The organism is Corallococcus macrosporus DSM 14697 (genome assembly GCF_002305895.1).
Lineage (GTDB): Bacteria > Myxococcota > Myxococcia > Myxococcales > Myxococcaceae > Myxococcus > Myxococcus macrosporus.
The window spans coordinates 1,756,829-1,782,298 of sequence record NZ_CP022203.1 but is presented as its reverse complement, the minus strand read 5'-3'; the positions used below and the strand labels follow the sequence as shown (position 1 = coordinate 1,782,298).

17 protein-coding genes, 3 tRNA genes and 1 pseudogene are annotated in these 25,470 nt (G+C 70.6%); 12 read left to right on the top strand and 9 right to left on the bottom strand.

All coding sequences use genetic code 11. The features are described 5' to 3' along the window. Window positions 1-369: 369 nt before the first annotated feature. Window positions 370-1,575 (top strand): IS701 family transposase, encoded by a 1,206-nt coding sequence (locus tag MYMAC_RS07495; protein WP_095961506.1) that lies wholly within the window; start codon window positions 370-372, stop codon window positions 1,573-1,575. A gap of 304 nt (window positions 1,576-1,879) precedes the next feature. On the opposite strand, the gene MYMAC_RS36670 is transcribed toward MYMAC_RS07495, so the two are convergent. Continuing rightward, window positions 1,880-2,260: a hypothetical protein gene (locus MYMAC_RS36670; RefSeq protein WP_123784020.1), complete on the bottom strand. Its 381-nt coding sequence runs from the start codon at window positions 2,258-2,260 to the stop codon at window positions 1,880-1,882. Window positions 2,261-2,398: 138 nt separating this feature from the next. Next, window positions 2,399-3,282: pseudogene (locus MYMAC_RS07490) on the bottom strand (transposase). 479 nt (window positions 3,283-3,761) lie between these two features. On the opposite strand from MYMAC_RS07490, the gene MYMAC_RS07485 reads away from it, so the two are divergent. The 5 genes from MYMAC_RS07485 to MYMAC_RS07465 all read left to right on the top strand — a co-directional run bounded on the left by MYMAC_RS07485 (window position 3,762) and on the right by MYMAC_RS07465 (window position 8,077). Next, window positions 3,762-3,847 (top strand) — tRNA-Tyr (locus MYMAC_RS07485). A 244-nt stretch (window positions 3,848-4,091) separates the two neighbouring features. Continuing rightward, a tRNA-Phe gene (locus tag MYMAC_RS07480) sits at window positions 4,092-4,164 on the top strand. A 110-nt stretch (window positions 4,165-4,274) separates the two neighbouring features. Continuing rightward, window positions 4,275-4,345: transfer RNA gene (locus MYMAC_RS07475), tRNA-Ala, on the top strand. Window positions 4,346-4,369: 24 nt separating this feature from the next. Continuing rightward, on the top strand, window positions 4,370-4,912 hold the full coding sequence (locus MYMAC_RS07470; RefSeq protein ID WP_095957564.1) for an HNH endonuclease: 543 nt from the start codon (window positions 4,370-4,372) through the stop codon (window positions 4,910-4,912). A gap of 342 nt (window positions 4,913-5,254) precedes the next feature. After that, window positions 5,255-8,077 (top strand): AAA family ATPase, encoded by a 2,823-nt coding sequence (locus tag MYMAC_RS07465; protein ID WP_095957563.1) that lies wholly within the window; start codon window positions 5,255-5,257, stop codon window positions 8,075-8,077. A 15-nt stretch (window positions 8,078-8,092) separates the two neighbouring features. Here MYMAC_RS07465 and MYMAC_RS07460 read toward each other — a convergent pair whose 3' ends face one another. Continuing rightward, a complete protein-coding gene (locus tag MYMAC_RS07460) occupies window positions 8,093-8,665 on the bottom strand; it encodes a hypothetical protein (RefSeq protein WP_043708973.1) in 573 nt (190 codons plus the stop codon). Window positions 8,666-8,879: 214 nt separating this feature from the next. Between MYMAC_RS07460 and MYMAC_RS07455 the strand changes: the two genes are divergently transcribed. Beyond that, window positions 8,880-10,094 carry a polysaccharide deacetylase family protein gene (locus MYMAC_RS07455; protein WP_239989395.1) on the top strand — a complete coding sequence of 405 codons (1,215 nt, stop codon included), beginning with the start codon at window positions 8,880-8,882 and terminating at the stop codon, window positions 10,092-10,094. A gap of 13 nt (window positions 10,095-10,107) precedes the next feature. Here the strand turns inward: MYMAC_RS07455 and MYMAC_RS07450 are convergent, their stop codons facing one another. Next, entirely contained in the window at window positions 10,108-11,010 is a 903-nt protein-coding gene (locus tag MYMAC_RS07450) for a MaoC/PaaZ C-terminal domain-containing protein (RefSeq protein ID WP_095957561.1), read from the bottom strand. A 146-nt stretch (window positions 11,011-11,156) separates the two neighbouring features. On the opposite strand from MYMAC_RS07450, the gene MYMAC_RS07445 reads away from it, so the two are divergent. From MYMAC_RS07445 to rimO, 5 genes are all read left to right on the top strand, one after another. Continuing rightward, window positions 11,157-14,612, top strand: coding sequence for a serine/threonine-protein kinase (locus MYMAC_RS07445; protein ID WP_157757458.1), 3,456 nt, complete (start codon window positions 11,157-11,159; stop codon window positions 14,610-14,612). A gap of 70 nt (window positions 14,613-14,682) precedes the next feature. Then, on the top strand, window positions 14,683-16,323 hold the full coding sequence (locus MYMAC_RS07440) for a ribonuclease J (RefSeq protein WP_095957560.1): 1,641 nt from the start codon (window positions 14,683-14,685) through the stop codon (window positions 16,321-16,323). A 21-nt stretch (window positions 16,324-16,344) separates the two neighbouring features. After that, the gene (locus tag MYMAC_RS07435) at window positions 16,345-16,842 is read left to right on the top strand and encodes a YajQ family cyclic di-GMP-binding protein (protein WP_013935374.1); all 498 of its coding nucleotides are present in this window, start codon (window positions 16,345-16,347) and stop codon (window positions 16,840-16,842) included. An 8-nt stretch (window positions 16,843-16,850) separates the two neighbouring features. Then, on the top strand, window positions 16,851-17,954 hold the full coding sequence (locus MYMAC_RS07430; protein WP_013935375.1) for a hypothetical protein: 1,104 nt from the start codon (window positions 16,851-16,853) through the stop codon (window positions 17,952-17,954). 5 nt (window positions 17,955-17,959) lie between these two features. Continuing rightward, on the top strand, window positions 17,960-19,390 hold the full coding sequence (rimO, locus tag MYMAC_RS07425) for a 30S ribosomal protein S12 methylthiotransferase RimO (RefSeq protein WP_013935376.1): 1,431 nt from the start codon (window positions 17,960-17,962) through the stop codon (window positions 19,388-19,390). Between the two features lie 33 nt (window positions 19,391-19,423). Here rimO and MYMAC_RS07420 read toward each other — a convergent pair whose 3' ends face one another. The 5 genes from MYMAC_RS07420 to obgE form a co-directional block, all read right to left on the bottom strand. Further along, on the bottom strand, window positions 19,424-20,413 hold the full coding sequence (locus MYMAC_RS07420; RefSeq protein ID WP_095957559.1) for a hypothetical protein: 990 nt from the start codon (window positions 20,411-20,413) through the stop codon (window positions 19,424-19,426). 22 nt (window positions 20,414-20,435) lie between these two features. Further along, window positions 20,436-21,860, bottom strand: a complete 1,425-nt coding sequence (locus tag MYMAC_RS07415) for a hypothetical protein (protein WP_204817464.1) — start codon at window positions 21,858-21,860, stop codon at window positions 20,436-20,438. A gap of 10 nt (window positions 21,861-21,870) precedes the next feature. Further along, window positions 21,871-22,605 carry an outer membrane lipoprotein periplasmic chaperone LolA gene (lolA, locus tag MYMAC_RS07410; RefSeq protein ID WP_095957557.1) on the bottom strand — a complete coding sequence of 245 codons (735 nt, stop codon included), beginning with the start codon at window positions 22,603-22,605 and terminating at the stop codon, window positions 21,871-21,873. Between the two features lie 74 nt (window positions 22,606-22,679). Next, window positions 22,680-23,357 carry a TrmH family RNA methyltransferase gene (locus MYMAC_RS07405; protein WP_095957556.1) on the bottom strand — a complete coding sequence of 226 codons (678 nt, stop codon included), beginning with the start codon at window positions 23,355-23,357 and terminating at the stop codon, window positions 22,680-22,682. A gap of 4 nt (window positions 23,358-23,361) precedes the next feature. Next, window positions 23,362-25,362: a GTPase ObgE gene (obgE, locus tag MYMAC_RS07400; RefSeq protein ID WP_275663220.1), complete on the bottom strand. Its 2,001-nt coding sequence runs from the start codon at window positions 25,360-25,362 to the stop codon at window positions 23,362-23,364. Between the last annotated feature and the right edge of the window lie 108 nt (window positions 25,363-25,470).

The window sequence follows — 25,470 nt, the reverse complement described above, 5'->3', positions numbered from 1 at the left end:
CGAGACGCCCCTACCCTCACCCCTTCTGAAGGATGCTGGACGCCATCCCCAATCCGCGATATCCGGGAACAGTCGCCGCGAAGTTCGCGGACACTCAATCGGACCCCGAAATTTCCCGACTTCACCTAACCCCCCGATGTTCCTCGTTTTTTCTGTCGCAGTCTCTAGAGAAACGCCGAGAACGAGTTCGCGCAGGGCTTCGTTCGGGGAGCTGATTGAAAGGCCCTGCAAACCGGCGGAGCCTTTCGGTTAACACTACTGCGTCAGGGGTAGGCCGAAGGGGGAGTGGGTGATGGAGGGCTGGGCTGGCAGGTCATGGTTGCATCTGCCACCAGCGGCCCCACTCATGAAGGAGATATGGACACCTTCATGAACGCCGCTGCGGTGCAGCGGCTTGAGAGGTACTTCCAGCAAATCGGCGAGGTGCTGGGCGAGGAGAGCCGACGCGGCTCGTTCGCCCTCTACGCCATGGGCCTGCTGGGCGAGGGGGAGCGCAAGAGCGTGGAGCCCATCGCCGCCCGGGCGTGTCCGGACCCCGAGCGGGTGGATGCAATGCACCAGCGACTGTTGCACTTCGCAGTGGACTCGAGGTGGAGCGACCGGGAGGTGCGGCGCCAGGCGGCGAGGTACGCGCTGGAGGCGATGACGCGGCGGGAGTCGGTGGAAGCGTGGATTGTGGACGACACGGGCTTCCTCAAGCAGGGCAAGCACTCGGTGGGTGTCCAGCGGCAGTACACCGGCTCGGCGGGGAAGGTGGCCAACTGCCAGATTGGCGTCAGCCTCAGCGTGGCCACGCGTACCGAGCACCTGCCCCTCGACTTCGAGCTGTACCTCCCTGAGTGCTGGGCCAACGACGAGGCGCGCCGCCGCGAGGCCCGAATTCCCGCCGAGGTTTCCTTCCAAACCAAGCCTCAACTGGCGCTGCGAATGATTGAGCGGGCCGTGGAGGACGGCGTGGCGCCGGGTGTCCTCCTGGCGGACAGCGCCTACGGCAACTCCAGCGACTTCCGTGCGCGCCTTCGCGCGCTGGACTTGCATTACGCCGTTGCGGTGGCTGCGCAAACGGGCGTCCGCCTCCTGGACGCGAAGGGCCGTCCTCGAAAGGACGCGCAAAGCGTTTCAGACCTGGCCTGGCGCATTCATGAACGAGGCGGCTTCCGACGGTGCACCTGGCGCCAGGGCACGCAAGACGCCTTGTCAGCACGCTTTGCCCTGCGCCGCGTCGTCGCCGCGGGCGTCTCCCAGCGCGAGCAGGAGCCCCTGACGTTGCTCATTGAATGGCGAGACGGCGAGCCCGAGCCCGCCAACTACTTCCTGATTTCCCTGACAGAAGGACGAACGAAGCGGCAGCTCATCCGTCTGGTGATGCAGCGATGGAGAACCGAGCGCGTCTACGAAGACCTCAAGGGGGAGTTGGGGCTGGACCATTACGAAGGCCGCCGCTACCCCGGCTGGCATCACCACGTCTCCGTCGCGCTGTGCTGCTACGCTTTCCTCGTGGCCGAACGCACGCGGCGTTTTCCCCCCTCGGCCCGAAGGGCGGCTGAAGCCCACGCGCAGCCCCTCTCGGCCTGAGCGCCACTTCCACGACAGCTTCATCACCGCACGACTCGCGATGGCGCGGGTGATTGCCACCTGGTTGCCGCGCTGTCCCACCTGCCACCGCGCCAACCAGCACCGCACCTCTCGTCGCCTGCTCGGCCTCCCCGTCCACCCCTCGGGCCCCTGACGCAGTAGTGTTAACACGCGTCTCGTGATGGATTTCGCTAGCTGACGACGCTCATCGGCCCTCGAAAGTGCTCGGTTCTCGGGACTGATGAGACTCGGAGCCCATTGCGCCACCGAGTTCATTCTTCGTATCTGACGGTGGCTGGCTTTCCTACCAAAGCAACTCAGCCTTGACCTTCAACATCTTCATGAATCTCGAGAGTTCTATCGGCGAAGCGAACTGCAGCTTATTGCAAGAGACCTCCGCGCCGCTTTCAAGAACCTCATTCCATTTGGCTTTGCCGGTTGGCGAGGGCAGCACGTCAACAACGGCTCGAACGCCGCGAAACTCAATATTAGCGTCTGTCTTGCTTCGTCGAGCGTGAAGCCGACCAATACTGGCTGCCTTTCGCTTGGCTGCGGCCGCGTTCACCGCCTTAATGAGAACGATGTTTTCCCAGACATCCACGGCCGCCCGATTGGCACGCACCTTTGGTACGATCACCAAGACTATGTGGGCCGAAAACCACTTCTCTCGCGCACGCTTAGCCACGGTGGCCTCGACAGTAGTCCTTCCATGCAGCTTGATAGTCCAGCGCTAGTCTCGAATTTCCTGCACGCCGCGGTCAAGTCCCGAATCGTGTGTAGTTGGTCGGGAGGGGGTTCGGGGGAGGGAAGTTCCTGGGCGGCATCATGCAACGGCGGTGTCAGGGGTTGATTTCAGCAGGGACATGTCGAGGTAGCGGCGGTCATCCCGAACGCCGGTGACTTCAAGCGCGACGGCGATGATGAGGCGCAGCGCGCTGGCGCGGTCCGGGAAGGCGCCGACGCCGCGGATGCGGCGCTTCACCTCGCCGTGGAGGCGCTCGAGGCCGTTGGTGCTGCGTAGGCGCTTCCAGTGGGCCTTGGGGAAGGCGAAGAAGCAGATGGCGGCGAAGCCCTCGCGCAGGCACTCCATGGGCTCGGGCAGGTGGCATCCCAGCTCCTGCTCAAGGGCTTCCAGCCGCTCTCTGGCATCCTGGAGGTTGGGGGCCTCGAAGATGCCGTGCCCAGGCGCCCACGCAGCCTCCAGGGGGCCTTGGCGAGCACGTTCCGGGTGAGGTGCACGGTACAGGAAGGGGAAGGCCTGGATAAGGGGCTGGGTACGCAGCGCCTCCACCTTCTCCTCCAGCGTCCGTGTCACCCGGCTCACCGTCGACCGCGAGACGGCCTCGCCCATGAGGGCGCGCGTCACCTTGCCCATTTTCCGAGTGGAGACGCCCTGCACGTACGCGCTGGTAATCGCCTCGTCGAGCTCCGCGCTGCGACGCTTGTAGCGGCCCAGCACGTCCCCGCGCTGCCGCTGTGCCGACTGCGCGGTACCGTCACGTCCACGGCCCCCGCCGTCGTCACCAACGTGCGCAGGTAGCTGCCGTTGCGCACGTCCGCCCGGCCCACCATCCGCTGCCACCGGCCAGCCCCCACCAGCTCCCGTACCTCTTCCTCCAGCGTCATCCGAATGGCGCCTCGAAACAGCGCCCGCAGGTCGGCCTGCACCTCTTCGTGCGCGGGGGATTCGGACTCGGTATCGTCCACGCGGGGAACTCCTCGGCTCCCCTGCCAGGGGGAGACCGTCTCGGTTGGTTTCACCGAGGAGCCTCCCGCTTTTCCGCTCGTCCCTCATCACCATCTACACACCTATAGGGACACGGCGCCCGCCACGGGCACGTGAACCACACCGCGAAGCCCAAGAAGAAAATCGGGTCGTGTCAGGGACAAAGTTCAACAACCGTAGGTCCCCGGAGAAAGGAGCGGCAACCATGACGATGTTGACGGTGCAGACGAACCCGATGAAGCGAAGCTATCGCAACAGCCTCTGGCCCCAGTTTGACGGCGCCTCCTGCTCCCTTGTGAGCTTTGCCTCGAAGTCCCTCGCGGGCTTTGACCGGCTTGGCGGCCCTCCGCCCGTACCCTGCTGACGCTTGAGCGCCGCCACCAGCGCGCCAAGCCACGCAGAGGCCGGGCTCCCATCCAGGGGACTTGGCCTCTCGGCTTTCAGGGCTCCCCACTCCCCCGGGGACGTAGAGCGTCAGGGGAGACGCGCGGGCCTGTAGAGCCCGAGCCCGACAGGGCCCGCTGGGTTCAACTCCCAGCGTCCCCATGCAGCACGTGCGTGGTCCGTCACCACGCAGGCGCACCGGCTTCTCCGCGTGCAGAAGCACCGTCTAGGGACGGCCCTCTGCCGAAGTTCACAGCACCAATCGGCCCCCAATCCAGGGACAACCGCAGGCCCAGTCCCCGCCCCCCTTAATACTGCTCACTTTTTGCCGCTCAGAGAGTTCGAGTTCTCTAGAGAAAAACAGAGAACGAGTTCGCGCGGAGCTTCAATCGGGGAGCTGAAGCTTGCCGGTCTGGCGTAGGCGGTCCGCGCGCCTGTTTGAAGCACAGGAGGACCCGGTTCGACTCCGGGGGCCGGCACTTCTGGCAGCACGTCGTCCACACATAGGCCGCGCTTTGGGAGCAGCTTGAACTCCAAATCCAGGCATGCAGGGTTCGATTCCCTGGCGGCCTGCTCTCGTCACACAGATGGGTACGTAGCTCAAGGGGAGAGCACTCGGCTTGCACCCGAGGGATCCGGGTTCGAATCCCGGCGAATCCACTTTCACCCAAGAGGCTCCATGTCATGGAGACGCTGGTCCTGAGTCAGTCGTTCGAACCTGTCGCGCGCGTTCCCTGGCAACGCGCGGTGATGCTCATCTTCCAGGGCAAGGTCGAAGTGGTCGAGGAGTACGAGGACCGCGTGGTGCGGTCCGTGACGGTGGAGATTCGCATGCCCTCCGTCATCCGCTTCATCCGCGGCCTGCGCCGGCGCCCCAAGGGTGTGAAGTTCAGCCGGGAGAACGTCTACCTGCGGGACCACTGCCGCTGCCAGTACTGCGGCACCAAGGTGACGCGCCCGGAGGCCACGTATGACCACGTCCTGCCGCGCGCGCAGGGTGGCAAGACGAGCTGGGAGAACATCGTCATCGCGTGCGTGCCCTGCAATCAGAAGAAGGGCAACCGGACGCCGGAGCAGGCCCGCATGGCCCTGCGCACGGCGCCCACGAAGCCGAAGAAGGTGCCCGAGGCGATGCACCTGACGTTCTTGTTCGAGAAGGGCATGCCCATGTCCTGGGCGAAGTTCCTCAGGGACGTCGCCTACTGGCACGTGGAACTGCAGGAGTAGGGCCGTGGGGGAAAGGGGAGCCACCCGAGGTGGCTTCCGCCTCCCGAGTGTTCCGCCCCGGTGGTGGAGGCGCTCGGAGGTCCGGGAGTCCGCCAGAGGCGGCTCCCACCCCGACAGCCGCCCCGCGCGCCAGCAGGCGGGAGGTCGCTGCTGGCTGTTTTTCTGGAAGCTGAACTGGCGATGGCGCTTCGTCGGGCCCGTCCGGGCCCCTTCTCCCTCGCTCCCAGTGAAGTGCTCGCGGGCAGCCTTCGCCCGTGGCATGTATTTGTCGGGGATTGTGCGCTCACCTCGGCGGTTCAGCGGGGTTAGAGTGCGCTCCGGCGAGGGGGCGGCAGAAAAGACATGGCGACGAGGAAGAGCGAGGACCAGGAGCGGCTCATCGACCGCGACCTCACCGCGCTGGCGCGGGAGGGGAAGCTGCCGGCCGCGCACGGCGTGGACGCCGCGGTGACGGAGGTGCTTGGCCTGCTCACGCGGGGCGGCAAGCATCCGCTGCTGTCCGGCGAGGCCGGCGTGGGCAAGAGCGCCCTGGTGCAGGAGGTGGCGCGGCGCATCGCCGAGGGGCGCGTGGACGCCGGCCTGGCGAACGCCCGCGTGGTGGAGGTGTCCGTCGCCAACATCCTGGCGCGCAGCACCCAGCGTCAGGCGGCGGAGAGCTTCGAGGAGCTGCTGACCTACCTGTCCCGGCACCCCCGCCCCATCGTCTACATCCGTGACCTGCCCGCGGCCCTGGGCGGCCCCCTGGCCCCCGTCGCCGTGCGCGGGCTGCGCACCGTCGGCCTGCGCTTCATCTTCGAAACCGAGCCCAAGCGCGTGCAGGAGCTGCTCCGCTCCGACGAGGCGCTGGCCGAGCGGCTCCACCTGCTGCCCCTGCACGAGCCCCCTCCGGAGAAGGCCCGCTGGGTGCTGGGCCGCGTGGCGGAGGAGCTGGAGCGCGAGCTGCGGCTGCCCATCGACCCGGCGGCGTGTGACCTGGCGCTGCGCCTGTCCTCCAAGTTCCTGCTCGCGCAGCGCATGCCGCGCAAGGCCATTGAGCTGCTGAAGGAGACGGCGGCCGAGGCCGCGAGCGCGGCCAAGGACCACGTGGGCCCGGAGGACGTGCTCAGCCGCTTCTGCGCGGCCACCCGGCTGCCTCGCTTCGTCGTGGACGACGCGATGCCCCTGGACCTGGAGGAGACGGAGCGCTTCTTCGGCGAACGGCTGCTCGGCCAGACGGACGCGGTGAGCGCGGTGCTGCGCTCGGTGGCGCTGCTCAAGGCGGGCCTCAACGACCCGCGCCGCCCCCTGGGCGTGTTCCTCTTCGCGGGCCCCACGGGCGTGGGCAAGACGCAGCTCGCCAAGCTGCTCGCGGAGTACCTGTTCGGCTCCGCGGACAGGCTGGTGCGCCTCAACATGGCGGACTACCCCAATGACGGCGATGAGAGCGTCCCCTTCGGCGCGACGTGGGCCCCGGCCCTGGAGACGCGGCGCGGCGAGCTGAGCGCGCTGCTGGACGGCAAGGTGTTCACCGTGCTGCTGCTCGACGAGTTCGAGAAGGCGGCGCGCAGCGTCCATGACCGCTTCCTCCAGCTCTTCGATGAGGGCACCTTCGTCAACGGCGCCGGCGAGACGGTGTCCTGCAACAACACGCTCATCGTCGCCACGTCCAACGTGGGCGCGGAGGTGTACCGCGAGTCCGGCATGGGCTTCACGGGCGCGCGCCGCGCGGAGGAGATGGTGCCCGAGGTGGACCGGCGCATCGGCGAGGCGTTCCGTCCTGAGTTCCTCAACCGCTTCGACGCCATCTGCCACTTCCGCCCCCTGTCCAAGGTGGACATCCGCAAGATTGCCCAGCGCGAGGTCGGCCGCGTCCTGGAGCGCGAGGGCATCCGCGCGCGCGCCCTGGACGTGGAGGTGACACCCGCGGTGGTGGACCTGCTCGTGGAGCGCGGCTACTCGCCCCAGTTCGGCGCGCGCTACCTGCAGCGGGAAATCGAGAAGACGCTCACCGCGGCCCTGGCCGTGGAGATTGCCCGCAAGCCGCTGCCTCCGGGCACGCCCGTGCGCGTCGAGGCCCGCCCGGGAGGCCGCGTCACCGCCGTGGCCGAGCCCGCCGCGCCGCCGCCCTCCCCCACCGCGCAAATCCTCCTGCCGTCCGCGCGCGCGGCACCGGTGAAGCGGCGGCTGGACCGCAAGTCGCTCCTGTTCGAGATGGACCGCCTGGTGGGCAAGGCGCGCGCCCTGGCGGACTCCACCGGCCGCCCGCAGTTGGAGCAGCGCCGCGCGGAGCTGCTGGCGGAGACGCAGGCGCCCAACCTCTGGGACGACCCCACGCGCGCCGCCGAGGTCCTCCGCGCCTTCCGCGCCGTGGAGGCGCAAATCAACGAACTGGAGCGGCTGGAGGCCGCCGTCCTGTTCGCGCGGCGGCTGGTGCGCGAGGCGAAGAACGAGGTGCAGCTCGGCTCCGCCGCGAAGCAGGTGGAGGACGTGGCGCGCGAGGTCCAGATGTCCGCGGCCCTCCACGCCTCCGGCGCCACCACGCAGGACACCGAGGCGCTGGTGGACATCTGCGCCAGTGACTCGGCGGAGGCGCAGGAGACGTGGGTGCAGGAGCTGGCCACCATGTACCTGGGGTGGGCCCAGCGCCGCGGCTACGAGGCCGTCGCGGTCGCCGAGGCGGAGGAGCCCTCGCGCGTCGTCGTGCGCATCGCGGGCCCCGGCGCGTATGGCTTCCTCGCGGGCGAGGCGGGCATGCACCGGCGGCTGGAGGACGAGAAGCGCCAGCGGGCCTACGTGCGCGTCCACCGCGGCGGCACCATCTCCGAGGAGGAGCTGGCCTATCTGGAGGTCCAGGGCCGGCCCATGAAGAGCCACGAGGGCGCCTACCTGCAGCGCGTCCGCACCGAGGTGACGGTAAAGGACGAGTCCTCCGGGCGCGTGCTCACCCTCGCCGGCGCCACGGAGCTTGACGAACTGAAGGACATCGCCGCGCGCGTCGTCTATGGCCAGGGCAGCCACACGGACGAGGCCCGGCGTTACTACCTGGGACGAGGCGCCCGGGTGGAGGACCCGCGCACCGGCGCCGGCACGCCGCGCGTGAAGGACGTCCTGCGAGGCGAGCTGGACGTCTTCATCGCCGCGTGGATTTCGCGTCCGCCCACGGATTCCCAGCCGCCTGGCAACTGAGGGCAGCGCGGGGCGTCAGCGGGACATGTCCACCACTCGGAGCGTCGAAAGGCGCTCCGGGGCGGAGGCCATCGACTGGCCGAGCTTCCGGGCGCTCTCGGGGAAGGGGCCTCGGGCCACCTCCTGCCCAGACGGGCCCAGCACCCGGGCGACGACCTGGCCGAAGCCCTTCTTCAGGCCCATGGCCTGGTGTGGCTCGCCCTTGGCGTCCGCCACCATGTAGAGCGACGACTCCAGTTCGGGAGGCGGCGCCTCGCCGTGCTGGCGGAAGATGTTCCGCATGTGCTCGATGGACTCGCGGTGGCTCTTCTTGATTTCACCGCGCGCCATGCCCTTGAAGAGGCCCGGGACGTCCCGCAGGTCCACGTGAATCAGGACGATGGGCCGCTCCTCTCGCAAGTCATAGATGAACGAGTAGGCATGCTGGCGCAGCTCGTCCCGCGAGCCCTTGTTGGCGTACAGCACCAGGGTGGGCCGCCCCTTTCCCACGGGGACCTCCCGGCCGAACACGTCCTCCAAACCGGCGGCATGGGCGGGAATCGCTCCCAACAGGGCCAACAGACAGGCGAGCGTTGCGACTTTCTTCATGCAGCGAGTTCCTTTTCCAAGGGCCTACAGTGGTGCGGACGAACACGGGGGCGTCCTATTCGAATCCCCTCCCCGCACCGGCCGGCGCCGCGTCCCAAGGGCAGGATTGACCCGCTCGCCCGGTGGGCCCGGTTGGTTGCCTGGCATCCATCGCGTCTGGTATCGCCTTCAATCAGCCGCACGACGCCAGGCCGCGGTGCGGCGGGGGGAATCCATGTCCAGACCGCACGGGATGTATCGAAGGCTCATCACGCTGCTCTTCCTGTCGCTGGCGGCACCCGCGTTCGCCGCGAAGCCCTTCACCGAGGGGATGGTCACCATCACCCTGGATGACGGCTGGGCCACGCAATATTCACTGGCCCGCCCCGAGCTCAACGCGCGAAACCTCCCCGCGACCTATGGCCTGGTCACCCTGGCCATCCACGAGAGCTGGGCTGGCTACATCAACCTGACGCAAGCCCAGACGCTCGTCACCGAAGGCAATGACATCGCCAGCCATACCTTAACGCATCCGGACCTGACGTCGCTGTCCCCGGCCCAGCTCCTGGCCGAGTTGCAGGACTCGCGCACCTGGCTGGAGAACGCGCTGGGGCTGCCCGCCGTGCCCAACCTCATCGTGCCCTACGGGCTGCAGAACGGCCCGGTGCTCGACGCCATCCGCCAGCACTACGCCAGCAGCCGCACGGTGAACGCCGGCCGGAACTTCCGCGACACGGTCGTCTACGAGCTGAGGGCCAATGACGTGGCGCGCACCGTCCCGGTCAGCACCGTCCAGGGCTGGGTGGACCAGGCCATCGCGGAGAAGAGCTGGCTCATCCTCGTGTTCCACGAGTTCACCAACGGCACCCCCACCCGCGACACCGAGTACCTGACGTCCCAGTTCGCGGACATCCTCGACTACGTGCAGACGCAAGGCGTGCGCACCGTGACGCTGGCCGAGGGCCTGGCGCTGACGGAGGGCCGCACCGAGCCCGACCTGACGGCGGGCCTGTTCGTCTACAACGACGCGCTGCAGAACGGCTTCGCCGACTGGAGCTGGGCGGACCACTCGCTCGATGAGACGGGCGTGGTCCACACGGGCTCGGCCTCCATCCGCTTCGAGCCGGACACCTGGAATGGCCTGCTCTTCCACCACCACGGGCTGGACCTGGCGGACCATCAGTCCCTCCGCGTCTGGGTCCACGGCGGCACCGTGGGCGGCCAGGCCGTGCGGCTGGTGCTCCACGATGGCGCCCAGTTGCTCGGCACCATCCGCCTGGACACCGCGCTGGGCGGCCCCATCGCCCCGGGCGTCTGGCAGCAGGTGAGCATCCCGCTCGCCAGCATCGGCGCCACCACGGGCACGCTGCGGGACATCTACTTCCAGGACGACTCCGGTACGGACCAGCCGGTGATGTACCTGGACGACCTGGTGCTCCTGCCCCACTGAAGGCCCCCTGGCCTCACCGCGCCCGCGGGGCCCCCTCCGGTGACAGGCGGCCCAGCAGGTGGGGCTGCCCGTCCTCGGCCATCACCCGGTAGGCCACGGCGCCCTCCGGCTGCGGGGCGGTCTGGAAGACGACCCGGGAGGGAAGCAGGAGCGGACGGCGGAACTCCGAGTTCAGCGTGAGCGCGGGCGCCTCCGCGGCCTCCCCCATCTCCGCCACGCAGCGCCCCACGGTCCACATCCCGTGGACGATGGCGCGGGGAAAGCCAAACGGGCGCGCCGTGAAGCCATACAGATGGATGGGATTGTAGTCCCCCGAGGCCCGGGCGTAGCGGCGGCCGGCGTTCTCCGGCACGGACCAGCTCGCCGGGCGGCTGTCCGCGAAGACTTGCGCCTCGTCCGTGGCCGGAGGGCGTCCCGCCTCCCGGGGCCGCTCTCCCATTCCGGGCAGGCGGCGCAGCATGGTGGTGACGGCGCTCCACACCAACGCCCCGTCCTCCTCCACCTCCGTGTGCAGGTCCAGCTCGCGCCCCTGCCGGGCCTCACGCTGACCTTCCACCCACGCATGCACGGAGAGCCGCGCGCCCGCGCGCAGACGGCGCTGCTGCTGGATGTGATTGCGCACGTGCACCATGCCCAGCAGCCGGTAGGGAAAGTCCGGATGGTTGAGCAGCGTCAGATGCAGCGACGTCGCCAGCACCTGGGGAAAGGGCAGCGGCAGGTAGCCGTCCTCGGGAAAGCCACACACCTCCCGGTAGCGCGCCAGTTGGCCGGCGTCCGGGGTGAAGCCTCTCACCCGCACGTCCAGGCGGGGCACTGCTCCCGGCCGCGCGGGGCGGCGGGCCACGGCGGCGCGCAACAACTCCCTGGCGAGCAGCGGGGGCCTGGCGAGTTCGAGTGAGGGCGAAGTGTGGGACACGTTGGGACTCCAGGATGACGCAGCCGGACGTACCGCATGGCAGCACGCGCGGGTCCGGGCGGGAAGCAGAGAGTCCATGAAAGGACGGTCTGGAATGTAAAGCCCCCTTTCTCGGAGACACGGAGCATGGGAGAACCCTCCCTTCCGTGGCCTGCTTTGACGAAATCACCGCGCGCGCGCTCGCCGCTGGACAGCTTCGTGCCTCGGAATCCAGTCCACTGCGCAGACACGCGGAGGGCTGCCGCCAATGCGCCCAGTTGCTGGCGCGGGTGACGCCGCCTGGCGCGGCGGCGCAACGGACCGCCGCCGCGCGGGACATCGTGACGGACACGGCCACCTCCGCGGGGGGCCCTCCCGAGGACGACACCCTCCCCACCGAGCTCATCCGCGTCGGGAGCGGGCCAGCGCTCCGCCAGCCGACGGCGCCCATGAACAAGGCCGGCGAGCGCACGCCTCGGCACGCCGTCCGGCGGACCGGGCTCGCCGCGCACCTGGACGCGCCCCCGCCGGAGGGGCCTGGCGCCCTGGCCGCGCCCCCCGCGCCAGCGGCGCCCGGCTTCTCCGCCGCGCCCTCCGCGCTTCCGGCGCCCTCCGGGCTCGCCGCGCCGCCCGCCCCGCCCCCACCCACCTCCGTCGCCGTGCCACCGCCCACGCCGCCGCAGGACCTGAGCGGACGCATCCTCCCCGCCGCCCATGAGGGGGCGCCCTCGCCCGGCGGGAGCGGAAAGAACTTCGCCGGCGCCCATGTGCTGCCGCATGGAGGCCGGCTGCTCTCCGCCGCTGCGGAGGCGCGCGGCTCCCGCGTCACCCTGTCCATTCCCATGGCGCCCATGCCCGCCAAGGCGCCGCCCGCGAGCGGGGGCATGGGGAAGGCGGGCCGCTCGCCCGCGCGCAAGAACGCGGAGGACACCGAGCCCCGGGACTCGGGGCAGGTCCGCGTGGGCCGCTACCACATCCTCGACACGCTGGGCGCGGGAGGCATGGGCGCCGTCTACAGCGCCTATGACCCGGAGCTGCACCGGCGCGTGGCCATCAAGCTGCTGCACCCGGATGCCAACCCGGCGGCGCGCTCGGACGGCGCGTCCCGGCTGCTGCGGGAAGCCCAGGCGATGGCGCGGCTCTCCCACCCCAACGTCGTCTCCGTCTACGACGCGGGCACCTTCGCGGGGCGCGTCTTCATCGCCATGGAGCGGGTGGACGGCCTGTCCCTGCGCCACTGGCTGCGCGCCGAGCACCGCACCTGGCGCGAGGTGCTCGACATCTTCCGCCAGGCGGGCCGGGGGCTCGCCGCCGCGCACGCGGCCGGGCTGGTCCACCGCGACTTCAAGCCCGCCAACGTGCTGGTCAGCAAGGAAGGCCGGGCGCAGGTGACGGACTTCGGGCTGGCCCGCACCACCGCGGACCTCGACGCGGCCGAGGCGGGCCGGGGCACCACGCCCGCGCTGCCGCGCGTGGCCCCGGAGGACCTGCTCCAGACGGCGCTCACGGAGGCCGGGCTCGTCATGGGCACGCCCGCGTACATGCCACCCGAGCAGCACGAGGACGGGCGCATCGACGCGCGCGGCGACCAGTTCAGCTTCTGCGCGTCCCTCTACGAAGCCCTCTACGGACAGCTTCCGTTCAACGGCAAGCGCCCGGACGAATACCTGGAAGAAGCCCGCTCCGGCCGCGTGCGTCCCCCGCCCCGGGGCAGCCGCGTCCCCGCCTGGGTGCTGCGCGCCGTCACGCGCGGCCTGTCCCCCATCCCCGAGGCGCGCTTCCCCTCCATGGGCGTGCTGCTGGAGGCCCTGGGCGCGGACCCGCTGGCGGCCTGGCGCCGCCGGGGCACGGTGGCCGCCGCGTCGCTGCTGCTCAACAGCGTCGTCGCCGTCACCTGGCTGCTCGTGGGCTCGCAGCGCGGCGGCCCGTGTCCGGACCCCGAGGCGCGGCTGGCGGGCGTCTGGGACGCGGCGCGCCGGGCCGAAATCCAGCAGGCCTTCGCGGCCACGGGCAAGGTCCACGCCTCCGCCGCCTTCGAGCGCGTGGCGACGACCCTGGACGGCTTCGCGAACGAGTGGACCCGGATGCACCGCGAGGCCTGCGAGGCCACCCGCGTCCTGGGCCACCAGTCGGACCACGAGCTCGCGCTGCGCATGGCGTGTCTGGACCGGCGCCACTCCGCGCTGGTGGCGCTGACGGGCGTGCTCGCCCAGACGGACGCGGCGGCGCTGGCGGCCGCGCCGGACGCGGCGCAGCGCCTGCCCCCCGTCGCCGCGTGCGCGGACGTGGATGCGCTCTGGCTGGGCTTGTCGGAGCCCGCGGGGCAGCGGCAGCAGGTGGAGGCCCTGCGCGCCCGGGTGGACCGGGCCACGGCCCTGGTGGACGCCGGCCGCTACCCCCAGGCCCAGGAAGAAGCGAAGGCGGTGCTGGCCGAGGCGCGGCAGCTCGGCTACGGCCCGGTGCTCGCGGAGGCGCTGGAGCTGGAGGGCCGGCTCGGGCTCGTCACGGGGGACGACGCACGCGCCGCCGCGGCCCTGCGCGAGTCCCTCTTCACCGCGCAGGCCCACCGCCATGACCAGCTCGCGGCGCGGGCCGCGGCGCGGCTGGTGACGACCGTCTCCGCCGAGCCCACCCTGGAGTCGTGGACGGTGGACCAGGCGCGCGCCTCCATCCAGCGCGCGGGCGGGGCTTCCGAGCTGGAGGCCCTGCTCCAGACGAGCCTGGGCCGCAACGCCTTCCTCCGAGGGCAGTACACCCAGGCGGCGGAGGCCTTTGGCCGCTCCGCGGCGCTGCGCGAGAAGGAGCTGGGCCCCGAGCACCTGCTGACGCTGGAGTCCCTCCGCAACCAGGCCGCCGCCCTGTCGCGCACGCCGGAGACGGAGCACGCCATGGCGCTGCTGCGCCGCGTGCTGGAGACCACCGAGCGCGTGCTCGGCCCGGACCATCCCCAGACGGCCATGGCCGCCAACGCCATGGGCTACCACCTGGTCATCGTCCGCCGCTTCGAGGAGGCCATCCCCTACCTCCAGCGCGCCATCCGGCTGGAGGAGCAGTCGCTGGGCCGCGAAAGCGCCACGCTGAGCTACCCGCTCAACAACCTCGCCGAGGCCCTGGAGGCCCTGGGCCGGCACGGCGAGTCCCGGCCGCTGCGCGAGCGCGCGCTGGCGGTGGACCTGAAGGCCTTTGGCCCCGAGCATCCGGAGACCGCCACCGACCTGGCCCTGCTCGGAGCCCTGGCCCTGCGCGAGGGAAAGGCCCGCGACGCCGCGGACTACGCCCGCCGCAGCATCGCGGCCTACGAGGCCTTCCAGAAGGACCACCCGGACGTGGCGGCCCCCCTCACCACGCTGGGCCGGGCCCTGCACGCCCTGGGCAGGAGCCGCGAGGCCCGCCCCCTGCTGGAACGGGCGCTCGCGCTCCGCACCACCCACCCCGGGCCCGCCGAGGACCTGGCGAGCACCCGCTTCGCCCTGGCCCAGGCCCTGGTGAAGCAGGACGGGCCCCGGGCCCGCGGACTGGCCACCCAGGCCCTGCGCTTCTACACGGACGAGGAGCCCGTCTACGCCACCGAGGCCAGCCACGTCCGCGACTGGCTCCAGGACCTGCGGCGCCGCCGGCGCTGACCTCCGGCCCTACATCCACCTCCATCACTTTCCACCGCGCCCGGCGAGGTGAGTCCTTAGACTTCATCCGATGCTTCAAGTCATACCCCTGGGCGGCCTGGGCGAAATCGGCCTCAACTCCATGGTCATCGCCTGCCGTGGGGAGCTGCTGCTCATCGACGCCGGGCTGATGTTCCCCTCCTCGGGGATGCCCGGCGTGGACATCATCATCCCGGACTTCAGCCACCTGAAGCAGAACGCCGCGCAGCTCAAGGGCGTGCTGCTCACGCATGGCCATGAGGACCACCTGGGCGCGCTGCCCTACCTGCTCAACGAGGTGCCCGTCCCCGTCTACGGCACGCGCTTCACCCTGGCCATGGCGCGCCACCGGCTGGAGGAGCTGGGCATCGAGGCGGACCTGCGCGAAATCGAGCCGCGCGAGCCCTTCACCGTGGGCACGGCCTTCCGCGTGGAGGCCAGCCGCGTCACGCACACCGTGCCGGACGCGGTGGGCTTCATCCTGCGCACGCCCGAAGGCACCCTCATCCACACCGGCGACTTCAAGCTGGACCCGGACCCCATCGACGGGCTGCGCACGGACCTGGAGCGCTGGGGCGAGGCCGGCGAGGAGGGCGTGCTGTGCCTGCTCTCCGACTCCACCAACTCCGAGGTGACGGAGGAGACGGGCAGCGAGCGCGTGGTGGAGCAGACCTTCGAGCGCCTCTTCCAGGGCGCCACCGGGCGCATCATCGTCGCCCTCTTCTCCTCCAACCTCCACCGGGTGCGGCACCTGCTGGCGCTGGCCGAGCGGCTGGGGCGCAAGGTGGCCCTGCAGGGCCGCAGCATGCTCCGCAACGTGGAGATGGCGCGGGCGCTGGGCTACCTGGACGTGCCCGACTCGCTCTTCGTCCACGTGGACACGGTGCCGGCGCTGCCCGCGCAGCGGGTGCTGGTGCTGACCACCGGCGCCCAGGGCGAGCCGCGGGCCGGGCTGTCCCAGCTCGCGGCGGGGGACGGGCCGGTGCGGCTGAACCCCGGCGACCTGGTGGTGCTCAGCTCGCGCCCCATCCCCGGCAACGAGCGCTCCGTGGGCGCGCTCATCGACGCGCTCCAGTGGCGCGGGGCGAAGGTGGCCTATGCCCAGGTGGAGCCGGGCATCCACGTCTCCGGCCACGCCAGCCAGCCCCAGCAGCGGCGCGTGCTGGACCTGGTGCGCCCGGCCCACTTCATCCCCGTCCACGGCGAGGGCCGCCACCTGCACAAGCACCTGCTCACCGCGCGCGAGGCCGGCCTGGAGCCCGCCCAGTGCCTGCTGGCGCAGGACGGCGACATCATCACCTTCGAGGAGGGCCGGGGGCGCTTCACCGGCAGCGTCCCGTCCGGACGCGTCCTGAAGGACCGGTTCGGCCCCGGCCGGGTGACGCCGGACACGCTCCAGGAGCGCATCCGGCTGTCGGAGACGGGCATCGTGGCCGCGGTGGTGGTGCTCCAGCGGGACTCCCAGAAGGTGGTGGCGGGGCCGCAGTTGTCCGGCCAGGGCCTGTCCCTGGACGAACAGGTCCTCCTCCCCCGGGTGGCCCAGGACGCGCGGGCGTTCTTCGAGGAGCTGTCCCCCGTCCTGCGGGGCGATGACGCCCTGGTGAGAGAGGAACTCACCCGCGCCGTGCGGCGGGCCTTCAGGGCGTACACCGCCAAGCGCGCCCTGGTGGTGCCCTTGGTCGTCCGGGTGTAGGTATGGTAAGGGCCGCTGCCCATGCCATCCTTCGACGTCGTCTCGAAAATCGACCTCGCTGAGCTCGACAACGCGGTCAACCAGACCAAGAAGGAGCTCAGCACCCGGTACGACTTCCAGGGCACCCATGCGGATGTCGTGCTGGCGCCGGACCATACCGCCATCACCGTGAAGGCCAACAGCGAGGACCGCGTCCAGGCCGCCAAGGAAGTGCTCCTGGCGAAGCTGGCCAAGCGGAACATCAGCCTGTTCGCGCTGGAGTATGGCGACATCGAGAAGACGGGCCTTCACAACGTGAAGCAGACCATCAAGCTCCAGCAGGGCATCCCCGTGGACAAGTCCAAGGAGCTGGTGAAGCTGCTGAAGGAGTCCAAGATGAAGGTCCAGGGCTCCATCCAAGCCGACCAGCTCCGCGTCACGGGCAAGAACCGGGACGACCTCCAGGCGGCCATCGCCCTGTTCCGCAAGGAGCAGGACCGGCTGAAGCTGGACATGCAGTTCACCAACTTCCGCGATTGAAGAGGCCCATGCGCGCGACCGCCCTGTCCTTCTGCCTTCTGTTCTGCGCCCCGGGCGTGGCGTCCGCCCAGGCGGAGCGCGCCTCCAAGCCGGTTCCCTCGCTCTCCAGGCCCCCGCGCATCCAGGGTGGCCTGAAGGCCTTCGCGTCGCCGCTGGTGCTCAAGCCCGTCGTCCCCGAAGGGGCCACCGCGTCCTTCACCGCCAAGGTGGGCGCGCGCAAGGACACGCTGTACGTCGGCGTGGAAGCCACCGACGACCAGCTCCAGGCCGGGGACCTGCTCACGCTGTCCCTCTACTTCCCGGGCACCGGCCCCACGTCCACCGGCTATACGTGGCGCTTCGCCTTCGACGGCAAGCGCGCGTCGGGCGCGGACAGCGGCACGCCGCAGTTCGCCCAGGACCTGGTGACGGCCGCCGTGCAGCGCCAGGGCAACAAGCTGCGCATGATGGCGTCGGTGCCGGTGCGCGCCTTCCCCCGCTTCCCCGCCGTGGACCCGCTGGTGATGGACCTGTGCCTCACCTACGAGGACCGGGACAGCGCGGACGGCAAGGCCGCCTCCATCTCCAACTGCCAGAGCGGCACCATGGTGGGGGACGCGCTGCGCCTGCCGGACGAGCCGCGCAAGGGCCTCAAGCTGAAGCCGCCGGAGAGTGTCAGCACGCTCGAGCCCCGGCAGGACGGGTGGCTGGGCTGGGACTACATGAGCTACCCGGCCTGGGCCCAGGCGGACGGGGAGCTGACGCCTTCCCTGCTGCGCGGCCTGGTGGCCCCGGACGCCATCATCCCCTCGACGGCGGACCTGAACGTGCCGGACACGCTCAGCCTGCCGGACGGTGGCCGCGTCGTCACGGTGGTGACCGGGAAGAATCCGTATGCCGTCGCCGGTCAATGTGACGCCGATGACGAGCTGCGGCTCGGCATCTACCTGGTGGATGGGAAGACGGCGCGGCGGGTGCTCGAGTGGCCGGCCGCTACCTGCGCGCTGGGGCGCACGTCGTCGGTGGAGCTGGATGAAGAGGGCGTGCTGTCCATCCGTTACTCGAACGGCACGTCCATGACCTTCGCCTGGAGTGGGACCCACTTCTCGCGAACCGAACTCGGAAAGCGGTAGACGCAGTGGAAACCACCACCCCCAAGAGCCTGTACATGATGACCCTCGGCTGCCCGAAGAACCGGGTGGACTCCGAGGTGATGCTGGGCACGCTGCGCCACCGCGGCTACACGCTGGTGCAGGAGGCGTCCGACGCCGAGGTCATCGTCGTCAACACGTGCGCCTTCATCGGTCCCGCCAAGCAGGAGTCGGTGGACTCCATCCTGGAGATGGCCGAGCTGAAGAAGTCCGGGGCCTGCCAGACGCTGGTGGTGACGGGCTGCCTGTCCCAGCGCTACGGCGAGGAGCTGGCCAAGGAGATGCCGGAGGTCGACCACTTCCTGGGCACCAGCGCCTACGCCCAGATTGGTGACCTGCTGGCCGCCGAGGCCTCGCCGCGTCAGGTGATTCCCGACCCGGACTACATCCACGACGCCAACACGCCGCGCATCAACTCGATGCCGAAGTACACGGCGTACCTGAAGATTTCCGAGGGCTGCGACAACGCCTGCGCCTTCTGCATCATCCCCACGCTGCGCGGCGGGCAGCGCTCGCGGACCATCGACGACATCGTCGCCGAGGCGAAGCAGCTCGCGGACAGCGGCGTGCAGGAGCTGAACCTCGTCGCGCAGGACCTGACGGCCTACGGGCATGACCTGCCGGGCCGCCCGAAGCTGCACGACCTGCTCAAGGCGCTGGTGCAGGTGGACGTGAAGTGGATCCGCCTCCACTACGCCTACCCGCGCATCTTCCCGGACGAGCTCATCGACGTGATGGCCTCGGAGCCGAAGATTGCCCGCTACCTGGACATGCCGGTGCAGCACGTCAGCGACAAGCTGCTCTTGTCCATGAAGCGCGGCCGCAACTCGGAGTTCCTCAAGGGCCTGCTGACGAAGCTGCGGGAGCGCGTGCCCGGGCTGGTGATGCGCACCTCGCTCATCGTCGGCCTGCCGGGTGAGACGGAAGAGGACTTCGAGATGCTGAAGGAGTTCGTGAAGACGCAGCGCTTCGAGCGCCTGGGCGTCTTCCAGTACTCCGACGAAGAGGGCACCGCCGCGTACGACTTGCCGGACAAGGTGCCGCAGAAGACCATCGAGCGCCGCTGGCGCGAGGTCATGGCCATCCAGAAGCGCATCAACCGCGAGCAGAACAAGAAGCTCGTGGGCAAGCGCCTGGAGGTGCTGGTGGAGGGCCCCGCGCCGGAGACGGAGCACCTGCTGGTGGGCCGCCACCAGGGCCAGGCGCCGGACATCGACGGCATGGTCTACATCAACGACGGCCTGGCGTACCCGGGGGAGCTCGTCACCGTGGAGGTGACGGAGGCCCACGACTACGACCTGGTGGCCCGCGTGGTGGAGCGCCCGGACCCGAAGCAGCGCGAGCACACCGCGCGCGACGCGCACCCGGCCCCGCTGCCGCTGTCCGTCATGCAGCGTCCGGCCCCTCGCGCGGAGTAGGCGCGAAGGCACCGGACGCCGAGGGAGCCCTCCTCAGCGCGAGGGCTCCTCCAGCACCCGGGTGCGGCCCGGGCTGACGGCGCGCAGGCGCTCGCGCAGCTTCTCCCGGTCCGCCTTGGCTGACTTGGGCGTCGCCGCCAGCTTCTCGTGGAGCTCGCGCGCGGTGGCGTCGTACCAGTGCTCGCGCACGGGCCCGCCTTCGGCCAGGTGCCGCGCCACGCCCGCGAGCAGCCGGCAGCAGTCCTCCCAGCCCGCGTCCTGCTGCGGCCCGCCCTGCTCCCGGGTGAAGGCGATGGCGTCATCCAGCGTCTTGCCGTCCTGCAGGTAGACGTTGATGAGGGCCCGCGCCGCGCGGTTCTCCGAGTCCCGCATGCTGAGCCAGAGGAACCACGCCTTGCCCTCGGGGGCGGGGGACTCCACCACGTAGATTTCGGTGATGGGCGCGGGCGCGCCGTCCGGGCCGCGGCCCACGAGCCCCGCCTCGGGCGAGGCCAGCAGCACGAAGGCGTCCGTGGGCAGCTTCAGCGTCTCCGCCAGCACCGTCCCCGGCGTCTCCGCCACCAGGCGCCGGGCCAGGTCCGCGGCCACCTCGTAGCGCTGCCGGCCCCGCTCCTCGTGCACCACCAGGTGCCAGTCGCGCAGCACGGCCTGGAGGTTGGTGTGGGCCCACTGCTGGCGGAACTCGAAGGTGTCCACGCCCTTGCGCCGGCAGAGGTCGTCCAGGAGGGAGCGGAGCGCGGCCAGCATCTCCTCGTCCTTCAGCATGTCGACGTAGCGCGTGTGCCCCACGCGCTCCGCCACGCGTTCAATGAGGGCCAGCAGCCCGAAGCGGATGGCGCCGCTCGCGTCCTGCACGGACAAGCGGCCCCGCTCCACTTCCTTGGTGAGGGCGTCGTACATCCGCGTGACGCCCTCCTTCTCCAGGTAGCGGCGGGCCAGCTCGATGGAGCGGCGCTGTTCGGTGTACTGACGATCAAACTCGGTGGGAGACGGGCGCATGTGCGCCAGAGGAGAGCGCAGCACCCCGGCCCCTGTCCAGGCAACGCTAGCGAGGGTCCTCCGGCTCCAGCTCCCGCTCCTCAGGCGGGGGCTCGCGCGAGGGCGCTCCACGCGCCGGCATGGCCACGCCCTCGCCCAGCGGCGTGGGCTGGCATTCACACACGGTGCGGCGCGAGGCGGCCTCCGTGACGAAGGCGCAGGCCGTGGGGCATTCGGGCTGGCGGCCCTCCTCGAACAGGCCCAGCGTGAAGTCCCGCGCGGTGGACAGCGCCGCGTGGCAGGCAGGCAGCGCCTGCGCCAGCGAACGCCAGGGGAGGCGGTGCTGCGTCGTCAGGCCCCGGCTGGTGGCGGGGAAGCTCAGCCCCACGCCGCAGCCACTCAGCAGCTTCTGCCCATCCGGCCCCAGGGCCTCCAGGTGGAGCCGCCCGCCTTCTGGCAGGTCCCGGTACACGGCGCCGCTGACCGAGACGCTCCCGTCCGGCTCGCGCCGCACGTGCAGGCCGTAGCACGCCTCTTCACGGAAGGTGCCGTCGGGCGCGGCGCAGTGGCTGGCGGTGGCGCCTTCCGAGGGACGAACCCGAGGACGCCGCAGCACCAGGGCCCCGCCCTTCGCGTCGAGCGTCGCGGTGAAGCGGCCCCAGACGTCCGGCCCCAGGCGGCCCAGGCTGCTCGGTGAGTTCCAGCGCCCGGCGGCCTCCACCACCAGCGGGCGGGCGCCCACGCCCTCGGCGACCTCCACGGCATCCAGCGCGAAGGTGCGCGGCGGGAGGTTGGCGGCGGTCTCGAGCGGCTGGAGTCCCTGCGCCTGGGCCAGCCGCGCGGACACGCGGGAGAAGGGTTCGCGCGAGCCCAGGACGAAGGGGCCGGTGAGCTCCGCTCCGCCCTGCGTCATCCGCGCGGCCAGCAGGGGCCAGTCTCCCAGCGGCTCACGGTCGAGCTCCACCACGTGCACCTCGCGCGAGGCCTCCGTCGCCGCTGCCTCCGCCGCGTAGTCCACGCGCGGGCGCGAGGCGGTGAAGGTGACCTCCCGCCGCAGCGGGTCCACGGTGAGCGCGTAGAACTCCAGGACGTCCGCGCCCAGCGTCACCGCGCAGGCCTTCTCGCCGGACAGGCCCGCGGTGCGCACGGGGGAGCGGACCGGGCCCACGGAGAAGGCGGGCAGCGGCACCACGGGCCAGGAGCGGAAGCCTCCGGCGGGCTCCGGCGCGCGGATGGTGCCCTCGGGCGCGGGGAGCTCGCCGTCGAAGCAGCCTTTCGACACGAGCGACAGGGGCCGCGCCACGTCCAGCACCACCGGCACCGGCCGCGTCCCCAACCGGCCCGCCACGGTGAGCCGCAGCGCGGGCGAGGCCAGCAGCGGCAACGTCTGACCGAGGAAGCCCTTCGGACTGGCGGCGTGGGCGGCCGGCTCCCGGTGGCACCCGGAAGCGGCCAGCCCCATCAACCCCATCAGCAGGAACGCGCGACGCACGCTCCGCAGGTTACTGCTTCTTCGCCTTGGTGAAGTCGTCCACGCGGGTGTCGTCCGGCACGTCCAGCTTGAAGCTGTCCGTGTCGATGCCCACGTTCGTCTTCAGGTCGAGGAAGGTGATGGCGTTCTCGCTGCCGTCCGGGTCCACCACCGTGCTCTTGAGCACCTGGGCCGTGGACGGGTCCACCTCCAGACGGACCTGACGGAAGCGCGGCTCGTTCTTCAGCGGGTCCAACACCAGCAGCGTGCCCTTGCAGTCCTTGCAGGTGCCCTTGGTGATGTTGAACTCGTCCGCGAGCTTCCCCTTGCCGAAGAGGAACGTCACCGACGCGGAGAGCTGGCTGGTGTCCACGTTGGCCACGGTGAGGCTCTGCGCCGCCGGGTCGTACGCGTACACCTTGTTGCCCGCCAGCACGAAGGTGCGCGGCGAGGGCTTCAGGTACTCCCAGCGCATGAGGCCAGGCTTCTTGTAGGTGACGGTGCCCTCGGACGTCTGCGTGCGGCGGAACGTCTTGTACTTGTAGTCCTGGCGGAAGCCCGCGCGGAAGTCGCCGGTCTTCTCGTAGAAGGCCTGCATCCGGTCCACCAGGGACTTCACTTCCGGCGTCATGGGCTTCGCGGCGGCAGGGGCCGCGGGCGCGCTGGCCGCGGGTGCCGTCTGGGCCGCGGGAGGCGGCTTCGCCTGGGCAGCGGCGGGGGTGGCGGGGGCGGACAGGAGCGTGGCGAGCAGGGCTTCGAGGAACATGACGTGCATCTCCAGACGGGCCTGGGCCCGTGGTGTCCATCTAAACCATCCCGACGGGGCCTGGGCCCCGGCATTCACGGGGCCTTCTTGAACAGGCGCTTCCTCTGTTTGATGGCCAGCACGTAGAAGCGCTCGCGCAGGGCCTGGGCATCCTCGGGGGAGAGGTCTCCCGACTGCCCCAGGTGCTCGTCCCGCCAGGCAATCGCCCGGCTGATGCAGGCGGACGCGGCGGCGGAGATGTTCAGGCTCTGGCTGAACCCCTTCATGGGAACCCAGAACGTGCCGTCCACGCCGGCCAGGACCTCGTCGCTCACGCCGTGGCGCTCGTTGCCGAACACGAGCGCCATCTTCCCGTCGAAGCGCAGCGTGTAGAGGCTGGTGGCCCCGTCCTGGATGGCGGAGGCGTACAGCGAGAAGCCTCGGGACTTCAGGTGCTCGCGGCACTCGGCGAAGCTCTTGTACAGCTTCACGTCCAGCCACTTGTCGCAGCCCTGGGCCACCCTCGAGTTGGGAACGAAGGGGGCCTCCGGGTTGATGACGATGTGGACTTCCTGCACGCCCATGGACTCACAGGTGCGCAGCACCGCGGCCATGTTGAAGCTGTCCTCCAACCGGTCGAGGACCACCGTGAAGTTGCGCGTCCGGTGACTGACGACGCGGTCAATCTTCTCCTTGCGCACGTCGAGCAGGAACTGCTCCGGCTCGAACTGCTCCCGCTCGTAGCGCTCGTAGCGCGCACCACCACCCGACATGGCCTCAGCTCCTCCCGCCGGCCGACCTGCGCGCCGGAGCGCGCTTCGTGGCGGACTTGCTCGCGGACGGCTTCTTCGTCGCGGCCTTGCCCGCGGAGCCGCTCTTGCGCGCGGAGGACTTCTTCGCCGCCGAAGCGCCTGACTTGCGCGCCGGCGACTTCACCGCGGCGACCTTCTTCGCAGCCACGGTGCCCGACTTCCGGGCCGAGGACTTCGCGGCTGCCTTGCCCGCCGAAGCGCCCTTCTTCGCGGCTGCGGCGCCTGCCTTGCGAGCCGGGGGCTTCTTCGCGACCGCAGGGCCCGCCTTGCGTGCCGAAGCGCCCTTCTTCGTGCCCGCCTTGCCCGCCGCAGCCTTCTTCGCGGCAGCAGTGCCCGCCTTGCCCGCCGCAGCCTTCTTCGCGGCAGCAGTGCCCGCCTTGCCCGCCGCAGCCTTCTTCGCGGCAGCAGTGCCCGCCTTGCCCGCCGCAGCCTTCTTCGCGGCAGCAGTGCCCGCCTTGCCCGCCGCAGCCTTCTTCGCGGAAGCAGTGCCCGCATTGCGCGCCGAAGCGCCCTTCTTCGTGCCCGCCTTGCCCGCCGCAGCCTTCTTCGCGGAAGCAGCGGTGCCCGCCGCAGCCTTCTTCGAGGCAGCAGTGCCCGCCTTGCCCGCCGCAGCCTTCTTCGCGGCAGCAGCGCCCGCCTTGCCCGCCGCAGCCTTCTTCGCGGAAGCAGCGGTGCCTGTCCGCCCCGCGGCGGCCTTCTTCGCGGCCGCGGTGCCCTGCTTGCGCGACGGAGCCGGCGCCCCGGGCGAAGCCCCCTCTTCGAGCGCCTTGCTCGCCTGGGCCTCCGCTGCCTCCAGCGCGGCAAACTCGGCCTCGAACTCCTGCTCCTCACGCGTCTTCGCGGTGGAGACCTGCGCCTGCGCCTCATGCGTCGGCGCCGAGGGAACCTTCGCCTTGGCGCCCTCCCTGGCCTTCCGCGCCCGGGCCGCCTTCGCGAGCACCTCGACGTGGAGCTTCTCGGTGCGGCCGGTGAAGAGCACCTCGGCCACGGAGTCCATCAGCGGCTGCATGCCCTCGCCGGTGGCGCAGGACACGGGATAGACGCGGATGCCACGCTCGCGCAGCGCCTCCGTGAAGTCCTCCAGCCGGGCCTGCGCGTCGGGCAGGTCCAGCTTGTTGGCCGCCACCACCTGCGGCTTGGACGCCAGCTCCGGGCTGTACTTCTCCAGCTCCGCGTTGAGCACGTCGAAGTCCTGCAGCGGCGCGCGGCCTTCGCCCTCCGCCCCCATGTCGATGAGGTGGATCAGCACCTTGCACCGCTCCACGTGCCGCAGGAACTGGTGACCCAGGCCCACGCCCTCGCTGGCACCCTCGATGATGCCGGGGATGTCCGCCATCACGAAGGACAGGCCGTCCTTGTACTGGACCATGCCCAGGTTGGGGACCAGCGTGGTGAAGGGGTAGTCGGCCACCTTCGGCCGCGCCCGGCTCACGCGGGAGATGAACGTGCTCTTGCCCGCGTTGGGGAAGCCCAGGAGCCCCACGTCCGCCAGCAGCTTCAGCTCCAGCCGCAGCGTGATCTCCTCGCCCTTCGTCCCGTCCTGGGCGAAGCGAGGCGTCTGGCGCGTGGACGTCGCGAAGTTCATGTTGCCCAGGCCGCCGCGCCCGCCCTTCGCCGCCACCCAGCGCTGGCCGGCCTCGCTGAGGTCCACCAACAGCTCTTCCGTGTTGGCGTCCTTCACCAGCGTGCCCACCGGCACCTTGAGCACCATGTCGTCGGCGGCGCGGCCGTTACAGTCGCTGCCCATGCCGTGCTCGCCATTCTTGGCGCGGTGGTGCTGCTGGTAGCGGTAGTCGAGCAGCGTGGTGAGCTGCGGGTCCGCCACGAAGACGACGGAGCCGCCGTTGCCGCCATCCCCGCCATTGGGGCCACCGCGCTCGATGTACTTCTCCCGCCGGAACGAGACGGCGCCGTTGCCGCCATCTCCCGCCTTCACGAAGATGCGGACCTCGTCGACGAACTTCATCTGGGACTCCTGGATAAACAAAGAGCGGGCCGCCCTCGCGTCCCGCTGCCGCTTGGGCGCGTGGACTGGAGAAGCGACCCGCTCGTGGGTGCCGCACGGTTGCCGGCC